This window comes from Ktedonobacteraceae bacterium (genome assembly GCA_035653615.1).
GTDB lineage: Bacteria > Chloroflexota > Ktedonobacteria > Ktedonobacterales > Ktedonobacteraceae > DASRBN01.
The window spans coordinates 1-17,031 of the sequence record DASRBN010000034.1 but is presented as its reverse complement, the minus strand read 5'-3'; the positions used below and the strand labels follow the sequence as shown (position 1 = coordinate 17,031).

At 53.8% G+C, this 17,031-nt stretch carries 12 protein-coding genes; 4 read left to right on the top strand and 8 right to left on the bottom strand.

The genetic code is table 11. The annotated features are described in order from the left end of the window. Window positions 1–212: 212 nt before the first annotated feature. The 3 genes from VFA09_19395 to VFA09_19385 are packed head-to-tail and all read left to right on the top strand — an operon-like array spanning window position 213 to window position 6,937. Complete coding sequence (locus tag VFA09_19395) at window positions 213–2,954, top strand: ATP-binding protein (GenBank protein HZU69451.1); 2,742 nt, start codon at window positions 213–215, stop codon at window positions 2,952–2,954. Beyond that, window positions 2,929–3,303 carry a response regulator gene (locus VFA09_19390; protein ID HZU69450.1) on the top strand — a complete coding sequence of 125 codons (375 nt, stop codon included), beginning with the start codon at window positions 2,929–2,931 and terminating at the stop codon, window positions 3,301–3,303. Before VFA09_19395 ends, VFA09_19390 begins: the two co-directional genes overlap by 26 nt. Window positions 3,304–3,310: 7 nt before the next feature. Then, a complete protein-coding gene (locus tag VFA09_19385) occupies window positions 3,311–6,937 on the top strand; it encodes an MBL fold metallo-hydrolase (protein ID HZU69449.1) in 3,627 nt (1,208 codons plus the stop codon). Between the two features lie 21 nt (window positions 6,938–6,958). Here the strand turns inward: VFA09_19385 and VFA09_19380 are convergent, their stop codons facing one another. Next, window positions 6,959–7,954 (bottom strand): alpha/beta hydrolase, encoded by a 996-nt coding sequence (locus tag VFA09_19380; GenBank protein HZU69448.1) that lies wholly within the window; start codon window positions 7,952–7,954, stop codon window positions 6,959–6,961. A gap of 447 nt (window positions 7,955–8,401) precedes the next feature. Here VFA09_19380 and VFA09_19375 point away from each other — a divergent pair, with 447 nt between their 5' ends. Continuing rightward, window positions 8,402–8,986: a hypothetical protein gene (locus VFA09_19375; GenBank protein HZU69447.1), complete on the top strand. Its 585-nt coding sequence runs from the start codon at window positions 8,402–8,404 to the stop codon at window positions 8,984–8,986. Between the two features lie 146 nt (window positions 8,987–9,132). On the opposite strand, the gene VFA09_19370 is transcribed toward VFA09_19375, so the two are convergent. The 7 genes from VFA09_19370 to VFA09_19340 form a co-directional block, all read right to left on the bottom strand. Next, window positions 9,133–9,318 (bottom strand): hypothetical protein, encoded by a 186-nt coding sequence (locus tag VFA09_19370; GenBank protein HZU69446.1) that lies wholly within the window; start codon window positions 9,316–9,318, stop codon window positions 9,133–9,135. Between the two features lie 35 nt (window positions 9,319–9,353). Then, entirely contained in the window at window positions 9,354–9,668 is a 315-nt protein-coding gene (locus VFA09_19365; GenBank protein HZU69445.1) for an HU family DNA-binding protein, read from the bottom strand. A gap of 267 nt (window positions 9,669–9,935) precedes the next feature. Further along, entirely contained in the window at window positions 9,936–10,922 is a 987-nt protein-coding gene (locus VFA09_19360; protein HZU69444.1) for an MBL fold metallo-hydrolase, read from the bottom strand. An 893-nt stretch (window positions 10,923–11,815) separates the two neighbouring features. Further along, the gene (locus tag VFA09_19355) at window positions 11,816–12,739 is read right to left on the bottom strand and encodes a DUF6624 domain-containing protein (protein HZU69443.1); all 924 of its coding nucleotides are present in this window, start codon (window positions 12,737–12,739) and stop codon (window positions 11,816–11,818) included. Window positions 12,740–13,042: 303 nt separating this feature from the next. Beyond that, the gene (locus tag VFA09_19350) at window positions 13,043–13,696 is read right to left on the bottom strand and encodes a redoxin domain-containing protein (protein ID HZU69442.1); all 654 of its coding nucleotides are present in this window, start codon (window positions 13,694–13,696) and stop codon (window positions 13,043–13,045) included. Window positions 13,697–13,701: 5 nt separating this feature from the next. Continuing rightward, entirely contained in the window at window positions 13,702–14,247 is a 546-nt protein-coding gene (locus VFA09_19345) for a MauE/DoxX family redox-associated membrane protein (protein ID HZU69441.1), read from the bottom strand. 183 nt (window positions 14,248–14,430) lie between these two features. Beyond that, window positions 14,431–16,293, bottom strand: coding sequence for an ABC transporter ATP-binding protein (locus tag VFA09_19340; GenBank protein ID HZU69440.1), 1,863 nt, complete (start codon window positions 16,291–16,293; stop codon window positions 14,431–14,433). Between the last annotated feature and the right edge of the window lie 738 nt (window positions 16,294–17,031).

Below are 17,031 nucleotides of genomic sequence, written 5' to 3'. Positions count from 1 at the left end.
TGTCACCGGCATCATAAAGGTTGAATCGTACTCACTGCTATGATATGCTAGAGTACATCGAAGCGTTTTTGGTGCAACTTATATCGTTTTGCGCCAGCGCGTGCAAGAGCCTACCATCCCTTTCATCTTGCTTGAGTCTGAAGCGCTGATTGCGCTCCCCGGCATGGACAATGGGCAAGATGAATGAGCGCCGGGAGAGATGAGAGAAAAATATGTCAACAGCTGTCTGGGGCGAGCCTGAACCACAAGCTGAAGAGCAATACCCGTTGTCGCTGCTCAAGACGCTCTTACAGCAGATGATGCGGCAGTTTGGAGCCAATGGGGCTGTGATTGCGCTCTATGATGAGTTTATCGGCCAGATGGTCGTGCGCCTGCACGTGCGCCTCACTACAAACCATTCCAGGCAGCCCTTTATGCGCGCGAACTTGCGCGCGGAAGCAGCAACTTCGACCGGCCCTCTCGCCCATACTACCGGCGAACTCGGAGATCCATCCGCGTCGGCTATCCAGCGGCTCAGGCGGAGCTCGCAGCCGTTGGAACATGGCACATCGCCATTTGACGATGTAGAAACGGTATCAGCAGCGCAGGCGAAGGACCTCTTTCCCCCCGGCGCAGCCTATCCTTATGGGGTGGATTTGATCGGCTATACGTGGCGTAGAAACGAGCCGATCATTGTACGCCATCAAGACTACCTGGCCTCTCTTTATGCCGAGCCTAAGGCGCATTTTCAGTCGGATATCATCCCTAACTATTATCTGAGCGTGCCTGTTCAAGAACCTGCGCTCGCGCCGCTCATGGGCGGTGGTCCACTTGATAAAAAGAATGGACCGGACATGCTGGGAGTGGTCATTCTCTATTTATCCTCGCCCGGCCTGGTATTCCAGCAAAAGCACCGCCAGGAATCATTGCTATTCGCGGAGCGTATCGCGCTCTACCTTCAAAATACCACCTTGCAGCGCTTGCATATGCATAGCAGGGATTATATGCAAAAGCTGCAACAAATCAGCATGGCTTTTCCCACAGGGGTCAGTCTCACCGACCTGGTTGAAGAGGTTTACCGCTTCGTCACCGGTGTCGTCGATGTCTCCTCGATGTTGCTCACCCTCTATGATCGCGACACGCGCGGAATTTACGACATACTGGCCGTCGACAAGGGAAAACGCATTGCCGGCATCCTTGATAATCCCCAGGTGGCCCATGCCGGGGATCGTCCCGTGTGGTGGCGTCTCATGCAGGTCGAGAAAAAAACCGTGCAGATGACGCTAGAGGATACCGAGCATGGTGGCTACGGTGAATATGAGGAACTGCTGAAAGGCGCGTGGGGAGACCAGACGAAGGCGGAGAGCTTTCTGCTCTTGCCGATGAAGATGTTTACACGCGTGGTTGGCTCGCTGTGTATTACCAGCGACCGCCCGCATGGCTATAGCAGCGAGGAAGTGCTGGTGCTGGAAACCATGCTGCAAATCGCCACGGTCAGCATCGAGAACGCCAGGCTCTACGAGAAATCACGCCAATCACTGCACAAAGCCAGGCAGCGCGAGGAGTCGCTGGCCGCCATGAACAGCGCGCTGCTGGCAATCAGCACCGTTCTGAACTTGACCGAATTGCTGCGTAAGTTCGTCGAAACGGTAGCGACGCTGGTGCAGGCCGAGATGTGTACGTTCTTCCAGCTGTCCGATGACCAGAGCGAACTCATCGCGCAGGCCATCTACGATGCGACAGGCGAGTGGAACAAAGCGACGCGGCGAGGCGATCCTTCCTGGACACCGGGCAAAGAAAAGCAGGATGATCTGATAGAGATGATTCGCCTGCCGTTCAAAGGTTCGATACTTGAACAACAGGTTGAGGCCGAATCATTTTTCTATCTCGATGCGGACAAGGTCGAGGAAATTTCTCAGGTCAGTGGCGAGGGCGGTGCGATTTTCCTGCATGAAACGAAGATCGAAAAGATGTTGATGCTACCTGTGCGCTACCAGACCGAAATAGTCGGCATCCTGGCGGTGCATACGCCGGGCCTCAAACGCGTATTCCGCCCGGAAGAGGTGGGCGTGCTGCTGGCTATCTCGGCCCAGGCGGCCAGCGCGATACGCAACGCGCAGCTTTTCGAGAAGATTCAACTAGCCTACGCGGAATTGCAGCGCCTGGACAGGCTCAAGGACGAATTCATTGTGACGGCCTCGCATGAATTGCGCACACCGCTGAGCGCTATCAGCGGCTATGCCTCATTATTGAAGCGCCAGAGCGGGCGCATCACTGCGCAGCAAGTGCAGCGTTACGCCTCGAAAATCGCCGGCTCGACACAACAATTAATCGACCTGGTAGCCAATATGACCGAGGCCGCGAAGATGGGCGCGCTGGAAAAAAAGCACGATTTGCAGCTTAGCCCTGTCCAGGTGCTGGCGGCAGCCGAGGTGGCGACGACCATGCTCAGCATCAATATCGAGCAGCAGATCATCGTACAGATAGCACGCGACCTGTGGGTGAACTGTGATGCATTGCTCCTGCGCCAGGTGATAACAAACTTGCTCGATAACGCGGCCAAATATTCCCCGCCCAGCGGTCGCATCATCATCGCGGCTCGCGCTACCACGCTATCGCAGTTGCAACTCCCCGAAGACCAGGTTGACTACACGCAATTGGCCGGTGGAGAAGACCCGCCGGTCGTTCAGGTACGCGTGATCGACGAGGGAGAAGGCATTCCCCCGGAAGATCAGCAGCGCATTTTTGAGAAGTTCGTGCGCGCCACTCGTTCGCTGACGACTCCGGTGCGTGGCTCAGGTCTGGGCCTCTATATCTGCCGCCACTATATCGAGGCCATGGGCGGCAAATTATGGCTTGAGCAAAGCATCCCACAGCGCGGATCGGTCTTTAGTTTCTATCTCCCGCGTATTGATGCGCCCATCGATACGACTGAGAAGGATGAGGAAGATGAGCCAGCAGGCGAAACCAACTAAGGTTCTGGTGGTGGATGATGATCCGGTGATTCGTGATATGATGATAGATATGCTTGATTTCGAGGGCTATCCCATCCAGGTTGTGCGCAGCGGCATTGAGGCGCTGCATATCCTGCGCGGCGACGGAAATTTCCTGGTCTTCCTCGACCTGATGATGCCGGGATTGAGCGGCAAAGAGGTGTGCGCAATCCTGGATGCCGAACCGCAGGTGCGCAATCGGCACATCATTGTGATGATGACGGCAATGGATAGACTGGACGAGGCTCAATCCCTTCATGCAGACGCAATCCTCTTCAAGCCGTTTGTGGTAGAAGATGTGGTGAATGTTATAGAGAAATTTATGGTGTGAAAAGACAATGCAGGTGATTTTCGCAGGCGGTGCCAGCGGTGTAGGCGCGAGCTGCCTTGCCATAGAGATCGCGGATCAATGGATTGTAGTTGACGCGGGCGTGCGCGTGGATAAGAAGGCAGATCCTCTGCCCGACCTTGCCCTGCTCGAGGGCAAGGATGTACGGGCCATTTTCGTCACGCACGCCCACGCGGACCATATTGGCGCGCTGCCCCTGCTGCACCAGGCCTTCCCCGCCGCTCCCATCTTTGCCTCGCGCGCGACCGCTTTACTGATGGAAGTCATGCTTGCCGATGCGCTGAAGGTGATGACGCGCCGGGCAGTAGAAGAAATGGAATTGCCTCTGTACCCGGGGACGCTCGTTTCCGATATGCTGGCACGGGTGCGTCCCCTGGCGGTCGGCGAACCTTTCACTTTGCCGCTACTCCCCGGCATCACTATTTGCGCCAGCCGCGCCGGGCATATCGCCGGGGCCGTAAGCCTGGGCTTTAGCGCATCCGATGGCTCGATAGTCGTCTCAGGCGATATCAGCAGCACGCCGCAGCGCACGGTACCTGGCGCGGTGCCCCCGCCCATTGAGCGTCCTGACCTGCTGGTGCTGGAATCAACCTATGGTTCGCGGTTGCATCCCAATCGCCAGGCCGAGGAGCAGCGGCTCGCCCAGGCGGTTGCCGCCGGTCTGGCCAATGGCGGTCACACGCTTATCCCCTGCTTTGGACTCGGCAGGGGCCAGGAAATTTTGTTGATCTTACAGGAGGCACAGGAAAAGGGCCAGATACCATCCTTCCCCATCTATGTAGATGGCCTGGTACGCCGCGTCTGCTCCACCTATTTGCTGCTGCCTGAGGCTCTGACGCCGCGCCTGCAGAGGCAAATTCGCAAGGGCTACCTGCCTTTCACAGGCCCGAATGTCTCCTTCGTGCGCGACGACCGCGACCGCGAGCGCATCCTTGCCGGGCCTCCGACATGCATCCTTTCCAGCAGTGGTATGCTCACCGGCGGCCCCAGCGCATGGTACGCCGCACGGCTCGCTCCCAATCCCAATGCCTCGATTCTGATTACCGGCTACCAGGACGAAGAATCGCCCGGCAAGCGCCTGCTCGACCTGGCAGATTCCGATCCGAAGTCCTCATATCTCGAACTCAACGGGCAGCAGGTGCAGGTACAATGCCATTTCGCGAAGTACAGCCTGAGCGCGCATGCCGACGGCGGAGAACTGGCTGCCTATGCCGCGGCCCTCAAGCCGCGCCGGGTCGCCCTCGTGCATGGCGATGACGAGGCTCGCGCCGCCTTGCGCACCCTGCTCACAGAAACCGAAGTGCTGCTACCAACCAACGGCATGACGCTCGAAGACCGTAGGGGCCGATTGATCGCGCCCAGGGCCGATTCATCGACCACTGTTGCGCTTCCACCACTGCCAACAGGCATTGGCAAGGGCAGGCCATTCGACTATACGCATATCGAGGAACTCTGGCGGGCCGTCACAGCAGTTCCCACCCTGCGTATCGTCACCGCTCGCGAACTTGCCTTGATCTGGTACGGTGAGGCGACGGAGGAAGCGACCGCCAGCATCCTCGATACCTTTATGGAGGACTACGAGCAGCGCTACTTCGTGCGGCAGCACGCGCTGGAAGAGGCCTATCGCGTGCGCGGCCAGTTCGAGGAGACGCCCGAAGATTTTCTGGGCGACCTCGTAGGCAGCGTGCTCTTGCTGCTGCTGAGTCCCGAAAGCGCCAAACCCACCATCTGCCGCGCCATCGAACCGGGCGCCGCCGTGCGCGTCTACCTGCCCAGGGGCGTCTCGCAGGAGCGCACGCGCTTTCCGTTCTCATCCATCCTCGAAGTGCTGGGACCCGCGCCGCAGGATGCGCAAGAATCGAGTGCCGGCGCCGGAGCCTACTTGAATGAGCTCGTGAAGGTGAGCCGGCGTATTCGCCGCCATCTGTCCGCTTACGAACTGGCGCGGCAGTGCGAAGAGGATACAATGTATACGCTGGGCGAGCTATGCGAAATGGCCGGCCTTTCATCGCAATCCCTCGAAGACCGGCTTTCGGTGGCAAAGCTCCTGCATAAGTACCCGCTGCTCTTCACCCAGAGCCGCACGGTCTTCGAAGGCGAAGGACTGACGCTCTATAGCCTCGCTCCCGAGTGGCGTGAGACGCTGGAAGAGCCGGAAGTCTATGATCGCCCCGATCAGAACTGGATTTTGAGCATCATTGAGCAATATATCGGCTCGCCTCCCGATCTCTACCGGCGCAGTGTAGACCCCGATACAGGCGCGGTCACACTTGCTTTCCACTTTCCGGCGGTGGCCTATGAAAAGTATGCTGGCGCCCTGGCCGCTGCCGCGGAAGAAGTCGGTGTCTCGATCACGCTGGCGACGAACGCGCACCAGGGGGAACTGGTCAAGGCCGCTTATCGCCATCTCCCGGCGAGCTTGACTGTAGAATCGACGCCCTCGCTCTACTTTGATCGCTGGGCAGTCTTGCTGCATTGTAGAGGCCAGGCAACAGAGGCAGAGATTGCGCAGGCCCGCGCCGGCTTTTTCGAGGAGACTGGCTGGCAGCTTGAATTGCAGATAAATGGCAATATCGTTTTTCCTCGTGAGGACGGCTATAAGGGTTCTGACCAGGCTGGCGGTGAATTGAGCGAGGGCGACCTTAAAGGTTCCATCCTCTCATCCGCATCCGGTGAGTTGAACGAGGGCCCCCACCCCGTATCCTCGTCCACTCCCGCCCTTACAATGACATTCGGCACGGCCATGTTGCCGGCGCGTGCCAGCGCGCCGGTGGATCAGCACACGGCGCACCAGGTGGCTCAACGATTGCTAGGAGGATTACCCGGTTTCACGAAAGTTGGCCTGGATATCGCCTCGATAACGCTGGTGCCGCGTTTCCAGTTCCCGGATGTCGCGGCGACCCGTTACGCGGGGGTTTTCGAGCAGCTCGAGGCGCAGACCGGCTGGCAGGTGCGGCTGCATCCCACGACGAACCAGGAGGCGCTGGTCGAGATGGCACGCCGCGTGCTGCCTCCAGAATTGCAATGCTCTGGCACACCCTCGCTCTACCTCGATCAGCACGCGGTCGGTGTCCATTACACTGGCAACGCCAGCCCCGAAGCTATGGAAGAGGCGCAACAGCAATTTTTGCAAGAGACAGGCTGGCAACTCCGATTGATTGCCCCTGGACAGAAAGGTCAAAAAGCGGGGAAAGCTGGCAACACGATGCCAGAACGAATGCCCCAGGGGCAGGCGATGGTGCTCGTCAGGGAAACATTCGGCAGCGAACCTACCTTCTATCGTGTTGGAGCTGATTCCTCCAAGGGTATCTTATGGGCGCATTTCCACTTCCCTGAGTTGGCGAAGCAGCGCTACGCGGAGCAACTCGCAAGCCTGGCCGCTCAGACCGGTTGGAAAGTGTACATCTATCCCATCGTGCATCGCCTTGCGCTGATCGAGGCAGTTCGCCGCCTGTTGCCTGAAGGTGTAACCATCAATGGCGAACCTCAACTATTTCAACATAACACAACGTTGAGCGTGAATTGCGTGGGGGCGGTGAGCATGGAGATAATTGCGGATGTGCAGCGGCGATTCAAAGAGGAGACCGGGTGGGAATTGAATGTGGTGGTGGAGTAGAAGCCTCTGCACTAAACCGCGTCAAACGTGGCCCGCCAGCCACTCTAGAATGCCGGTCAGCGCCTCCGGGTCCAGGTGTGTATTGGGACCATTGTAGCTCTCCACTATCTCGGGTGCTATCAACTCCGACCGGGGCCGCAGCTCTTGCTTGAGGACGTGATTCGCATTCTCAGGGAAGAGGAAAGTTATATCTTTACGTCCCTCAGCGGCACGTTGGAGCGGCCCACCATCGGCTTGCCAGTCTACCTGGATGTCTTTCTTCCCAATGATGACCAGCATAGGAACGTTAACCTGCCTGAGCAGGGGAGCGGCATCGGCCACCCAGAGTTCGCGGGCAAATGGCAAGTTGGCGGGACTTTCCAGGCCTTGCAGCAGCATCTGAACCCCCTCCGGTAGCGCCGGATCAGGGTTGGTAGGTTCTCCTGCCAGGAAGCGGGAGATAGCGGCATCATAGAGCGCCAGCAATGCATCTCCATCTGGAATGCTGGACGCCTGCGCCGCCAATTGCGACCGCGCCACTGTGCCAACAGCTCGTCCAGGCGGGCCGATGAGTACGAGTCCCACCAACGGAATCGCGGGGTTGTGCAGTTGGTAGTTCAGAGCGTGCAGAGTTCCCTCGCTGTTAGCGAGCGCGAAGACGCGGTCAGAACGCACGTACGACTGATGGGCCAGTGTACATACGGCCCCGGCCAGTTCATCGACATGGCTTTGCATGCTGAGCTTGCCGGTCAGCAGTGGCAGGTTCTCGCGAGCATGGGGGCCGGAAACCCGTTTGTCGTAACGCAGCGAGGCAAAACCTGCCTGCGCTAATGCCTCCGCCAGCAGGCGCGCACTGCCATTAGAGCCTGGTAGAAGCGGCGAATTCCAATCCCGATCCGTAGGGCCGCTGCCTGCCACCATCACCACGGCAGGAAATGGCCCGGGGGCGGCCGGTCTGACCAGCGTACCATAAACATTGGTCGAATCCAGCGGCCAACTGACTTCCGAACTCTCTCCATACGCATCCTGATCGGCCATTATTCCTCATCCTTTCATGAGCCACTCTTCTCGGGCAGGATATCCGCATTGTGCTTCCGTCTTCAATATTTCAGTAGATATTGAAATGATAGCAGATAAGAGATATGTCGTCAATGATCCCCAATCTGGTGAATATCCAAAAGTGGGCTAGAGATTCTTCGCTGCGCTCAGAATGACAGGCCCCGAACAGGACACGGTCTGTCGGGGGCCTGTCATTCTGAGCGCAGCGAAGAATCTCTGACGACCCTGAACCTGCATGAGTTCATCGCGTCCTGGGAACTTAAGGGAATCACCAGCCTGCAATTTATAGTTTTCCCGACGCATCTCCAGTCCTATCCAAAACAGGTCTGCAGAGGGATGTTTTTTCTCCTCACTGAAGGTATGCTTCTTTCATCAAGAATGTTGGTGTGCGAGAAAAGGTAAGCATCCTGGAAAGTCGAGCTACTCATGTACGAAACGAAATCATCTCAACAAGACAAAGTCGCCTATATCGCCTATGCGGCAGCGATTCTTTTCGCCATTCACCTGGTAACGTATCTGATCCCCGCGCTTCGGAATGCGACGACCGGCAGTTCTGTGGTTGTGGCTGAACTGCTGGCGCTGCTCGCGGTCGCGGAACACGCGCTCTTGTTTCCCGTTATAGCGGCGCTTCCGGCACCGCGCTGGGCGAAGTACGCAGGATATGGCTGGCTCGTCATCGATATAGCGACGGATATTATGCAGCTCAACGGCGCTCCCCAGGCAACCTATCTTTCAATGCGCTATGGCGGCCATATTTCTGCGGCGATCTGGATTGCATCGGTCTCCTGGGAAACAAAAGGGGCCATGCGTATCATAGGCCTGCTGCTGGCGCTCGACCTTGCCATCTACTCATTTATTGCATTCGCGCCCTTGACCTTTATCATACTGCTGCCTTCGCTGGTGCTGCTGCCGCTGTGGATCGTGCTGGGTGGACGTTTTCTTGCGCGGACGAGCGAGCAGCGGTTGGATGAGCTTCAATTGGAAGGCAATCAGGTGAGCGAGAAAAGCTAGCTGACAAGAAAGATCGACCGGAGAGGTGCATCAGAAAGAGGAGAATGCATGAGGAGATTCCAAAGTAGCATCCATCCCGGATTTGTAACCAAAAAAGACAATGAGGACAGCACCCGGGCCATTAGCAGCTGGCCCGGCACTCATCCTCACTCCTGTATCAAGAAGTCGTTGTATGTGGCAGCGAGATACAACAAGACCTGCATAAGCGCGGGCAAGAAATAGGAAATTCCCCCGCTATTCCAATCTTCATACTGGCGACCACGAGGGCCGCTTCTCCAGCCCGCACCCATGCCTGATTGGGCATCCGCGAATGGCGCCCCGTGGGCAATCACAAGAGATACCCAAGGGGCGACCTCAAGGGTCGCCCCTACTTCTTGACGACAGCTTCCGAGAGCTCTTTACCTGGGAAGAAACGCACGCGCTCCTTAGCCGGCACCTCGATAGGCTGGCGGTCACGAGGATTGACGCCCTTGCGGGCGGCGCTCGTTCGGACCTTGAAGGAACCAAAGCCTACTAAACGAACCTCATTGCCATTCTGGAGTGCCTCGCGAATGGTATCCAGGGTCGTTTCCAGCACCTGGGAAGCCTGCTTCTGGGTCAGTTTCGCCTCTGAGGCAATACGCCTGGTTAGCTCCTGGCGACCAACAATTGTCGAGCCACCATCGGATTTGTTTGTTGCCATGTTTCGAAATCCTCCTTACAACGATCAACACATCGCTTTTCATCCCAATACAGTATTGTTGGGCCTGTAGAGCGGTTTTACTATTCGCTGCCGATTAGGAGTATAGCATGCGATTTTGAGAAATACAAGGGTATGAAGCTGCTTCAGAGCTTGATCCGCGTGATGAACCAGCCTGGGAAGCCGGTTCAGCCCTGTAATATAGGCGCAAAATTGCTCCTCAAGCGGGTTCATCCTCGTTATGAATTGCTATTTTTAGCACAGTCATTATCAGGCAGCGGTGTATAAAATTAACCCATCAGTAGTCCTGTGCTGCTCGACCTGCCCGTTATAGCGGAGATATTCAAGATGCGATAGCACCTCGGCCACGCCCATGCGCTGCGCCTCGTTATTATTGAGACGGTTGCCGAAGAGCTGCATGGCGATCTGGTATGCATGTTGTGGTTTGCCATCCAGCAGGCCCAAAATCTCTTTTTCGCGCTCTTCGTGATGGGCGACAATCTCCCTGGCACGTCCGGCCAGGTCGCTGAACGGCTCGCCGTGCCCGGGAAGCACGATGCTTGCCGGCAGCTCCATCACCTTTGCCAGCGAGTTGAGATAGTCTCCCAGGGGATTCTGCCGGTCATGTGGCGAATAGAGTCCGACATTTGGGGTGATGCGCGGCAAAACGTGATCGGCGGCGAAGAAGACGCCATCGCGCTCGCGCAACAGGCAGATTTGTCCATCGGAATGTCCGGGCACCCAGATCACGCGATAATCTTCGCCCACCAGGTCGATATGCTGGTCGTCCTCAACCAGTGTGAAAGCCTCGTGCGGCGGAACACTGATGATGGAGCGCATAAGCTCGGGGTCAACCTGCGAGAACCAGAGCGTTGTAGGCGGCATGCCATGCTGCGAAAAAAATTGCGAGACGCTGCCGAACCGCTGTGGCATGGTGCCTTTCCACAGAATCTGCACCCCTGCTTCATCGATTGGATGCATATAGATGGCCGCGCCGCTCTGTTTGTGCAGCTCGCCCGAAAGCCCGACATGATCAGGATGATGGTGGGTCAGAACGATGGCTTTCAAGGTATTGATTGTCAGTCCGGCGCGTTCCAGGCCGGCGGAAAACGCCGCGCGGGCATCAGGGACGCCCATGCCGGTATCAATTAAGGCCCACCCATCTTTGCCTACGATGGCGTGCATATTGACGGTGCGCAGTGGAAAAGGAATGGGGACACAAATCCGAAATATGTCCTTTGTGACTTCTTCTATCATGGTTGCAGTGCAGCCTCTTAATGGTGGTAGAAAGGGTAGCGCGGGTGTTCACTATCGCACTACCCTTTGCGTTATGACGAGTTCGATGTTGTAACGGGCTACAGGCCCTCCTGAATATTATACAATGTATTGCGCTCGCGTTGCATAGTCCTTTTGCGGGTACGCTAACTCGACTCCTGGATTTTAACCTCATTTTTGCCACCTATATCAACCGTAGCGGAAGAGACAGAGCACAAGGTGCCGTCGGCGTGTGTTCTCATTGTGAAACACATGCCACCCCTTATTCCTCGCTCAATAATTGAACTTCGTTTCACAAGCGCCACCTTCTATGCTATCCTCTAGCCATCTTTTCGCTTCTTGGGGTTTGTATGAAGCCACATGCCAGAACAACTAAGGCAGCTCAAAAAGTCCTTCACAAGCCACCCCTGCAAGAGTTGGAGCGTATTCTGAACTCATTTACCCCTTAGCGTTCTCATTTAGCAGCATCGTTGTATTCACCGTAGGGGAAAATAATAACGGTCTCAAGAGCACTCTGACGTAGACAAGGAGATTCTCAGACTTTTGAGAGAAGCGTAAGCATCACAGGTGAAACCTACTGGGAGGAGCGAAAAGGAACGATAGAATGCCGTAGAGCGCTGGTATACGTATGGCGACGAAAATGGTGACGGTCCGTGGAACGAGGACATTGATCCAGACTATGAGGTAGGCATCTGCCAAAACTGCGATAAAGAGCTTTGACCCTGCCCAAGTTTGATAGAGTCAGCAAAGCTGAGATATACTCTAACAAATCAGGAAAGGGATCAACATGGCAAAGGTTCAGAAAACCTCCACTAAAGAATTTAAAGAGGAAGCCGTCCGAACCACGGGAGAAGAAAGCAGGCACAAGTGCAGCACTAGCTCGGGTGGTACTCCTGGTAAGACTGCTCTACCTCACGCGCATAGTCACTGAGCGGCTGCAGACCCACCGCTTGTCTTCGCTCATCAACGTGGTCTGGATCTTCAATTGGCCTTGGGCCAACCTTGCCTGCCTCATCGCTATAAAATTGCGTGCCATAGACCTGAGGACGCCCCTCTGCCACTCTCACCCGATCCTCTAAATACGCGATATTCACTGGCGACACCTCGCCTGGCGCTTGCGCCTTCATGAGATCGAGGCACGCCTGCTGAAAGGCACGGTCATGATCCGCATGCTGGACAAGCTGCCACGCCATCTTCGAAGCAGGACTTCCCACCTTAGATCTCGTTGGCCACCCCATGTGCTCAACAATCCCCTTCATCCGCTGCGTATTTGCCACATCAATCGAAGCATCCCACTGCCCCCTCTTCCTCATCTGCTGATCGACCTCGCTCATCTTCATAATCTCATTAGCAATTGCCTTGAAGGCCTCTTGTGGCTCATCTGACAGAGGTCCCTGCCGACTATAGGGCGGATGGAGGAGATGTTGAGCAATTCCCTGTAAGGGGATTACTTCGTAGGTGAGCAGCGCCCCTCTGGGAGACAGCAGGCCCGATCTGGTGGTCTTGATAGCGAGGGTGTCAAAATCCTGCTCATGCTGACCCGCCATGTTCATGGGGGGGAGCAAAAGAGTCAGAGTCATAGAGGGACCATCAGCCGCTGGCGCGAGCACTATCGTGATCTGCTGACCAAGAAAGCTTTGCTCTTGGATGGTTATATAGCGACCTGGACTGGCACCAGGATAGATAAAACGCCCTTCGGGACCCTGGTAGTCGAGTCGTGCCTGAGGATAATAGGTGATCTGAAGAGTGCCATTGACATCGGAGAAGGTAAAGAAATTCGCGATGATGCCTTGTATCATAGAACATCCTTTCTCGTTGTTCTGTCCAGTTCCTTTACAAGAGATCCTATTCGGTAAATGATGAGCATGGTCATTTGCTGCACCTCACCTAGCTCATCTTTCCCCTCATCACTGTATATTCTTGCTCTTGTAACAGCAATGCTTCTGTGGCTAGCTCTGCTGACCAACTGCCACACTCAGCTAATATCTGCCTTAGCTTCTCCTGTACTTTCGAGGGAAACTCTTTCCATATATCGTTGAGGAACTGGTTATATCTTTCCTGAGCTTCCATTTGTTCCTCTCGCCCCATAATAGCTAAACAATTTATACTTCATGTCCCTTTCGACCTACATCATCAGACTTCATAAGTGTGAAGGCCGGAAGCTTGGTCGTCCCTTCCCAAATCCGCTTGAGTTTATTCCATGCGGTCGATGGGATACCCCCCGTAGCTTGTACGTTACCTTGCGCATCGAGAAGACAAAAAGAGGGGGTGAGATGCCTTGGGTTATAGTCGTCCAGAAAATCAGTTTTCCCGCGTGGGGCGACCAAAATTGGTAGCTGCACGTCCACATGGTCTTCGCTTCGTATAGTTTCTAGCCACTGTTGTGTCACGACAGGGCCCCAATCGCTGACGAGAATGATCTCTGTCCCTGCATTTTTCTGCGCCAAAGGAGCCAGTTTGATGAGTGCCGGCATTTCTATGCGGCAATGGCCACATGCCGGCGAAACAAAAATAAAGATGACGGAGCGACCAGCATAGTCATCCAAGCGTACTGCTTTACCAGCAAGAGTCCTGGCTTTGAAGTCTCCTGCTGGTGCGCCAATAATCAATGCTGGGCGCTCCTCCATAGTCTCTTGTTGTTTCATTCGCGCCTCAGAGGAGGCCCTTAGCCAGCGAAGAATCCGCAATGTCAATGCCAGAATAACCGATACCACACCCCAGAGGATACTCAGGCTTAGAAGCAGCAAGGATTCCATTGGATTTATCTCCGTTCTTCAAAGTTTGGGAAAGGTTGGCGAAGTGTCTCAACAATATCATCCAACTTCACGATAAACAGGAGGAATACGGTACTCATAAGTGCAAGCAGTATAATCTCGCTAACAGACAAGCCTTGTGGAGCATACCTTAGCAGCCACAGGCCGGTCAGACCACAAAGGATAAAGATGCCGTTGCGAATCACATCATAGTGAGAGATACGCTGCTCAGTCCTGCCGAAACAATTGCAGCTCATATCGAGCTTACGCCACAATGCAGTTACTAGGGCGACAGAGAAAATCATCAGCAATGTTATCGCTAGCAAAAATCCGATGAATGTTAAATTAACATCCATAGTCACAAGTATTGCTGTGGTGATTTCACCAATCAGAAAGAGTATTGCCGCGCCCTTACTCCATTTTCGTGGTAACAGTTTAAAGTCCCCAATAGTAACAGCAAAGTCTCTGAGAGCTAGAAGCTTGCCGCAAAAGGAGAAAATAAATAATAAAGCAATAGTGACCCGACAGAACACCAGTAAATATGTTGTAAACATTGGATCCTCCTGTTGTAGATCATTTCTCATCGATCTCCCAAGAAATATGGGAGACTTTTTGAGATGACGGCCTATCTTCTTTCTTTTGCTCCTCCCCAGTTTGTTCCGGTTTTGGATGCATCCTCATACCGCAACATCTGATGGGCACAGAAATGAGTACGCATAATCAGACTGGGAACTATCTCACTCTACTACAGTTATCAGCCTGCTGCTAGTGTTGTACTGTTCTGCCTGTAGATTAAACATCTCTGCATAACGCCCGTTTCGATTGAGCAATTCGTCATGGGTTCCTTGCTCGATCACGTTTCCATGCTCTAAGACCAGGATACGGTCGGCAAGGCGTACACTTGCAAATCGATGTGAGATAAAAATCACTGTCTGGAACTGCCCACTAGCCCGGTCCTCTAACAGATGCTGAAAGAGGCTGCGTTCAGTGTAAATGTCCAATGCGGCGGACGGCTCATCTAACACTAGTATGGGAGCGTTACGCACTAGCGCGCGTGCCATCGCTACCAATTGCCGCTGTCCACCTGATAACTCATGTCCATGCTCCCAAAAGCTCCCTAGTACTGTCTCAAAACCATTCGGCAGACTTGCAATAACATGATCTAACCCGCATCGTTTGGCCGCTGCCTCAAGCAATGCCTTGTCCTGTATATGTTCGACTTGTCCGACACCTATGTTGTTGTAGGCGGACAGATAATAGATAGTGTAGTCCTGGAAAATCACACTGAGATAGCGTCGTAGATCATCTCGATCCAGATGTAGAATCGGCACGTCATCCAGTAAGATTTGCCCCGCCGTTGGCTCGTATAGCCCTGCCAGAAGTTTGACAAATGTACTCTTGCCAGCACCATTTTCACCCACCAGTGCTATTGCCTCGCCTGGCTGGATGACGAAACTAACATTATCAAGGGCTATCCTCTCTGTATCGGGATAGCAGAACGTCACTTCTCGAAATTCAATGCGTGGTCTGGCAGAAATGGCGGCGAGATATTTCTTGGACTCAGTTCGTGGTGCTTCAACCTGAGGCTGCCAATCCAGAAAGTTGAGCAGATTGGTCACGAACAGGTTGCCCTCATGCAGAGTGCCGAGTGAGGACATCTGTCCGATCAGTGTCCCTTGCAATTGCTGAATTGATTGGGTGTAGAAGCTGAACTGGCCGATATTAATCAAACCTTGTAAAACTTGTATCGCCGTAAAGCTGTAGAGCAATGGTTGCACGACTGATAGAAGCACATCTATTGCTCCCAGATAGAATACCTGACGGAAAGCAAGTTTACGATCCTGCCGAAACGTCGAATCGAGCAAAGCCCGATAGTTATTGAGTAGGAACTGCCGCAGACTAAATAGTCGGATCTCTTTTGCCCCCTGCTCGGAGGTAAGTAATGTCTGTAAATACTGTTTCTTACGTTCGGTTTCAGCGCGCCCACTAAGCAAAGCTACGCGTTGGGCTCCGAAATGGACCGAGGCCCAAAGCATAGCCAGGGAACTGAGGAAAATTACTGGAATGATCCAGGCTTGCCAGAGTGCTATTACAAGACTCATGGAGAACAGTGTGGTGAGCGTCGAAGCCAGATTCATCAGGCCGTTAAGGAGCATCATTGGGCGATAACTGGCTTCCCCTACAGCAGTGCGCATTTTGTTATGAAAGGCCGGATTCTCGAAGAAGGCCAGGTCAATCACTGCTGCTTTTTCAGCAATGAGCAGGCCTATATGATTAGAAACAAGTGTTTGATAGAGATTCTGGATGACAGTACTCAGATGTTGGAAAACGTGATTGAGCACAGCTACTCCGGCCATGAGCATTAACAACCCAATAAAATTAGCAGGCAAGTTGACAACGTTTTTGGTGTGTAGCGTTTGCACTAGCATCTGAAGCAAGCTAGAGGTGAAGAATGCGCTAGCAGTGGGGAACAACCCATTTAGAATTGCTAAGCTAAATAAAGCCAGAAAAGTTCGAGGATTGACTGTCCATACAAGTCTTGCAACTTGTTTTAAGGTTGAAAGATATTTGATAGTGACCCTAAAGATTTTGCTCAACAAGGATTGTCCCTTCCTCACCTACAAAAAACTAAGCTTGTCTACCAATGAATTTAATTTCCTGTTCATGGCAAGAAATTAAATTCATATTAGCTATTCGCAGCTCATATCAAGCACGAAGCAACCGCATCTGCCAGTCTGAATAGCACTTTTGCCCTGCATCAGTATGATGACCTTCTGTAGAACTGACGATGAGGATGTCTCTTTTCGACATGAAGTACTCTCCTGATTTCTCCAGGATTACAGCCAAACTTTGACATGTTTCATCTTGCAATGAGGGTTTGATACTTGCTAGTGTCAGCCAGGGAAGCCTTCCCTGCACTTTGCGGCACAAACCAGATACTGAGTTTGTCACTGATTAGCGATTAAACCATTCTGGATTTGAAAGCCAATATACAAAAGATACCACCTACCCCGTTGATGGCTGCCCAGACAGTGGACTTGATTCAATGCTTCGTGGATCTATCCCTTCTATATCGTCCAGCTACCATTTCAAAGGATTTCTCACCCTTGCAAATATCACCGGACCAACATCCAACTTTCCCCTTTCACCTTAACGAGCAATTGAAAACCTCCTTTTCCGCCATCTCTCAAATGGCCGCTAGAGAACCATCATAGAAGCGTTGCATCCAATTGTTAAAAAGGCACTGATAGGCCAAACGTACTACGAACTCCTCTGTCCAGAACTCAACTCTTTTCATCTGACTAAAGGAATAATACAAAGGAGCCGCACGAAAAGGA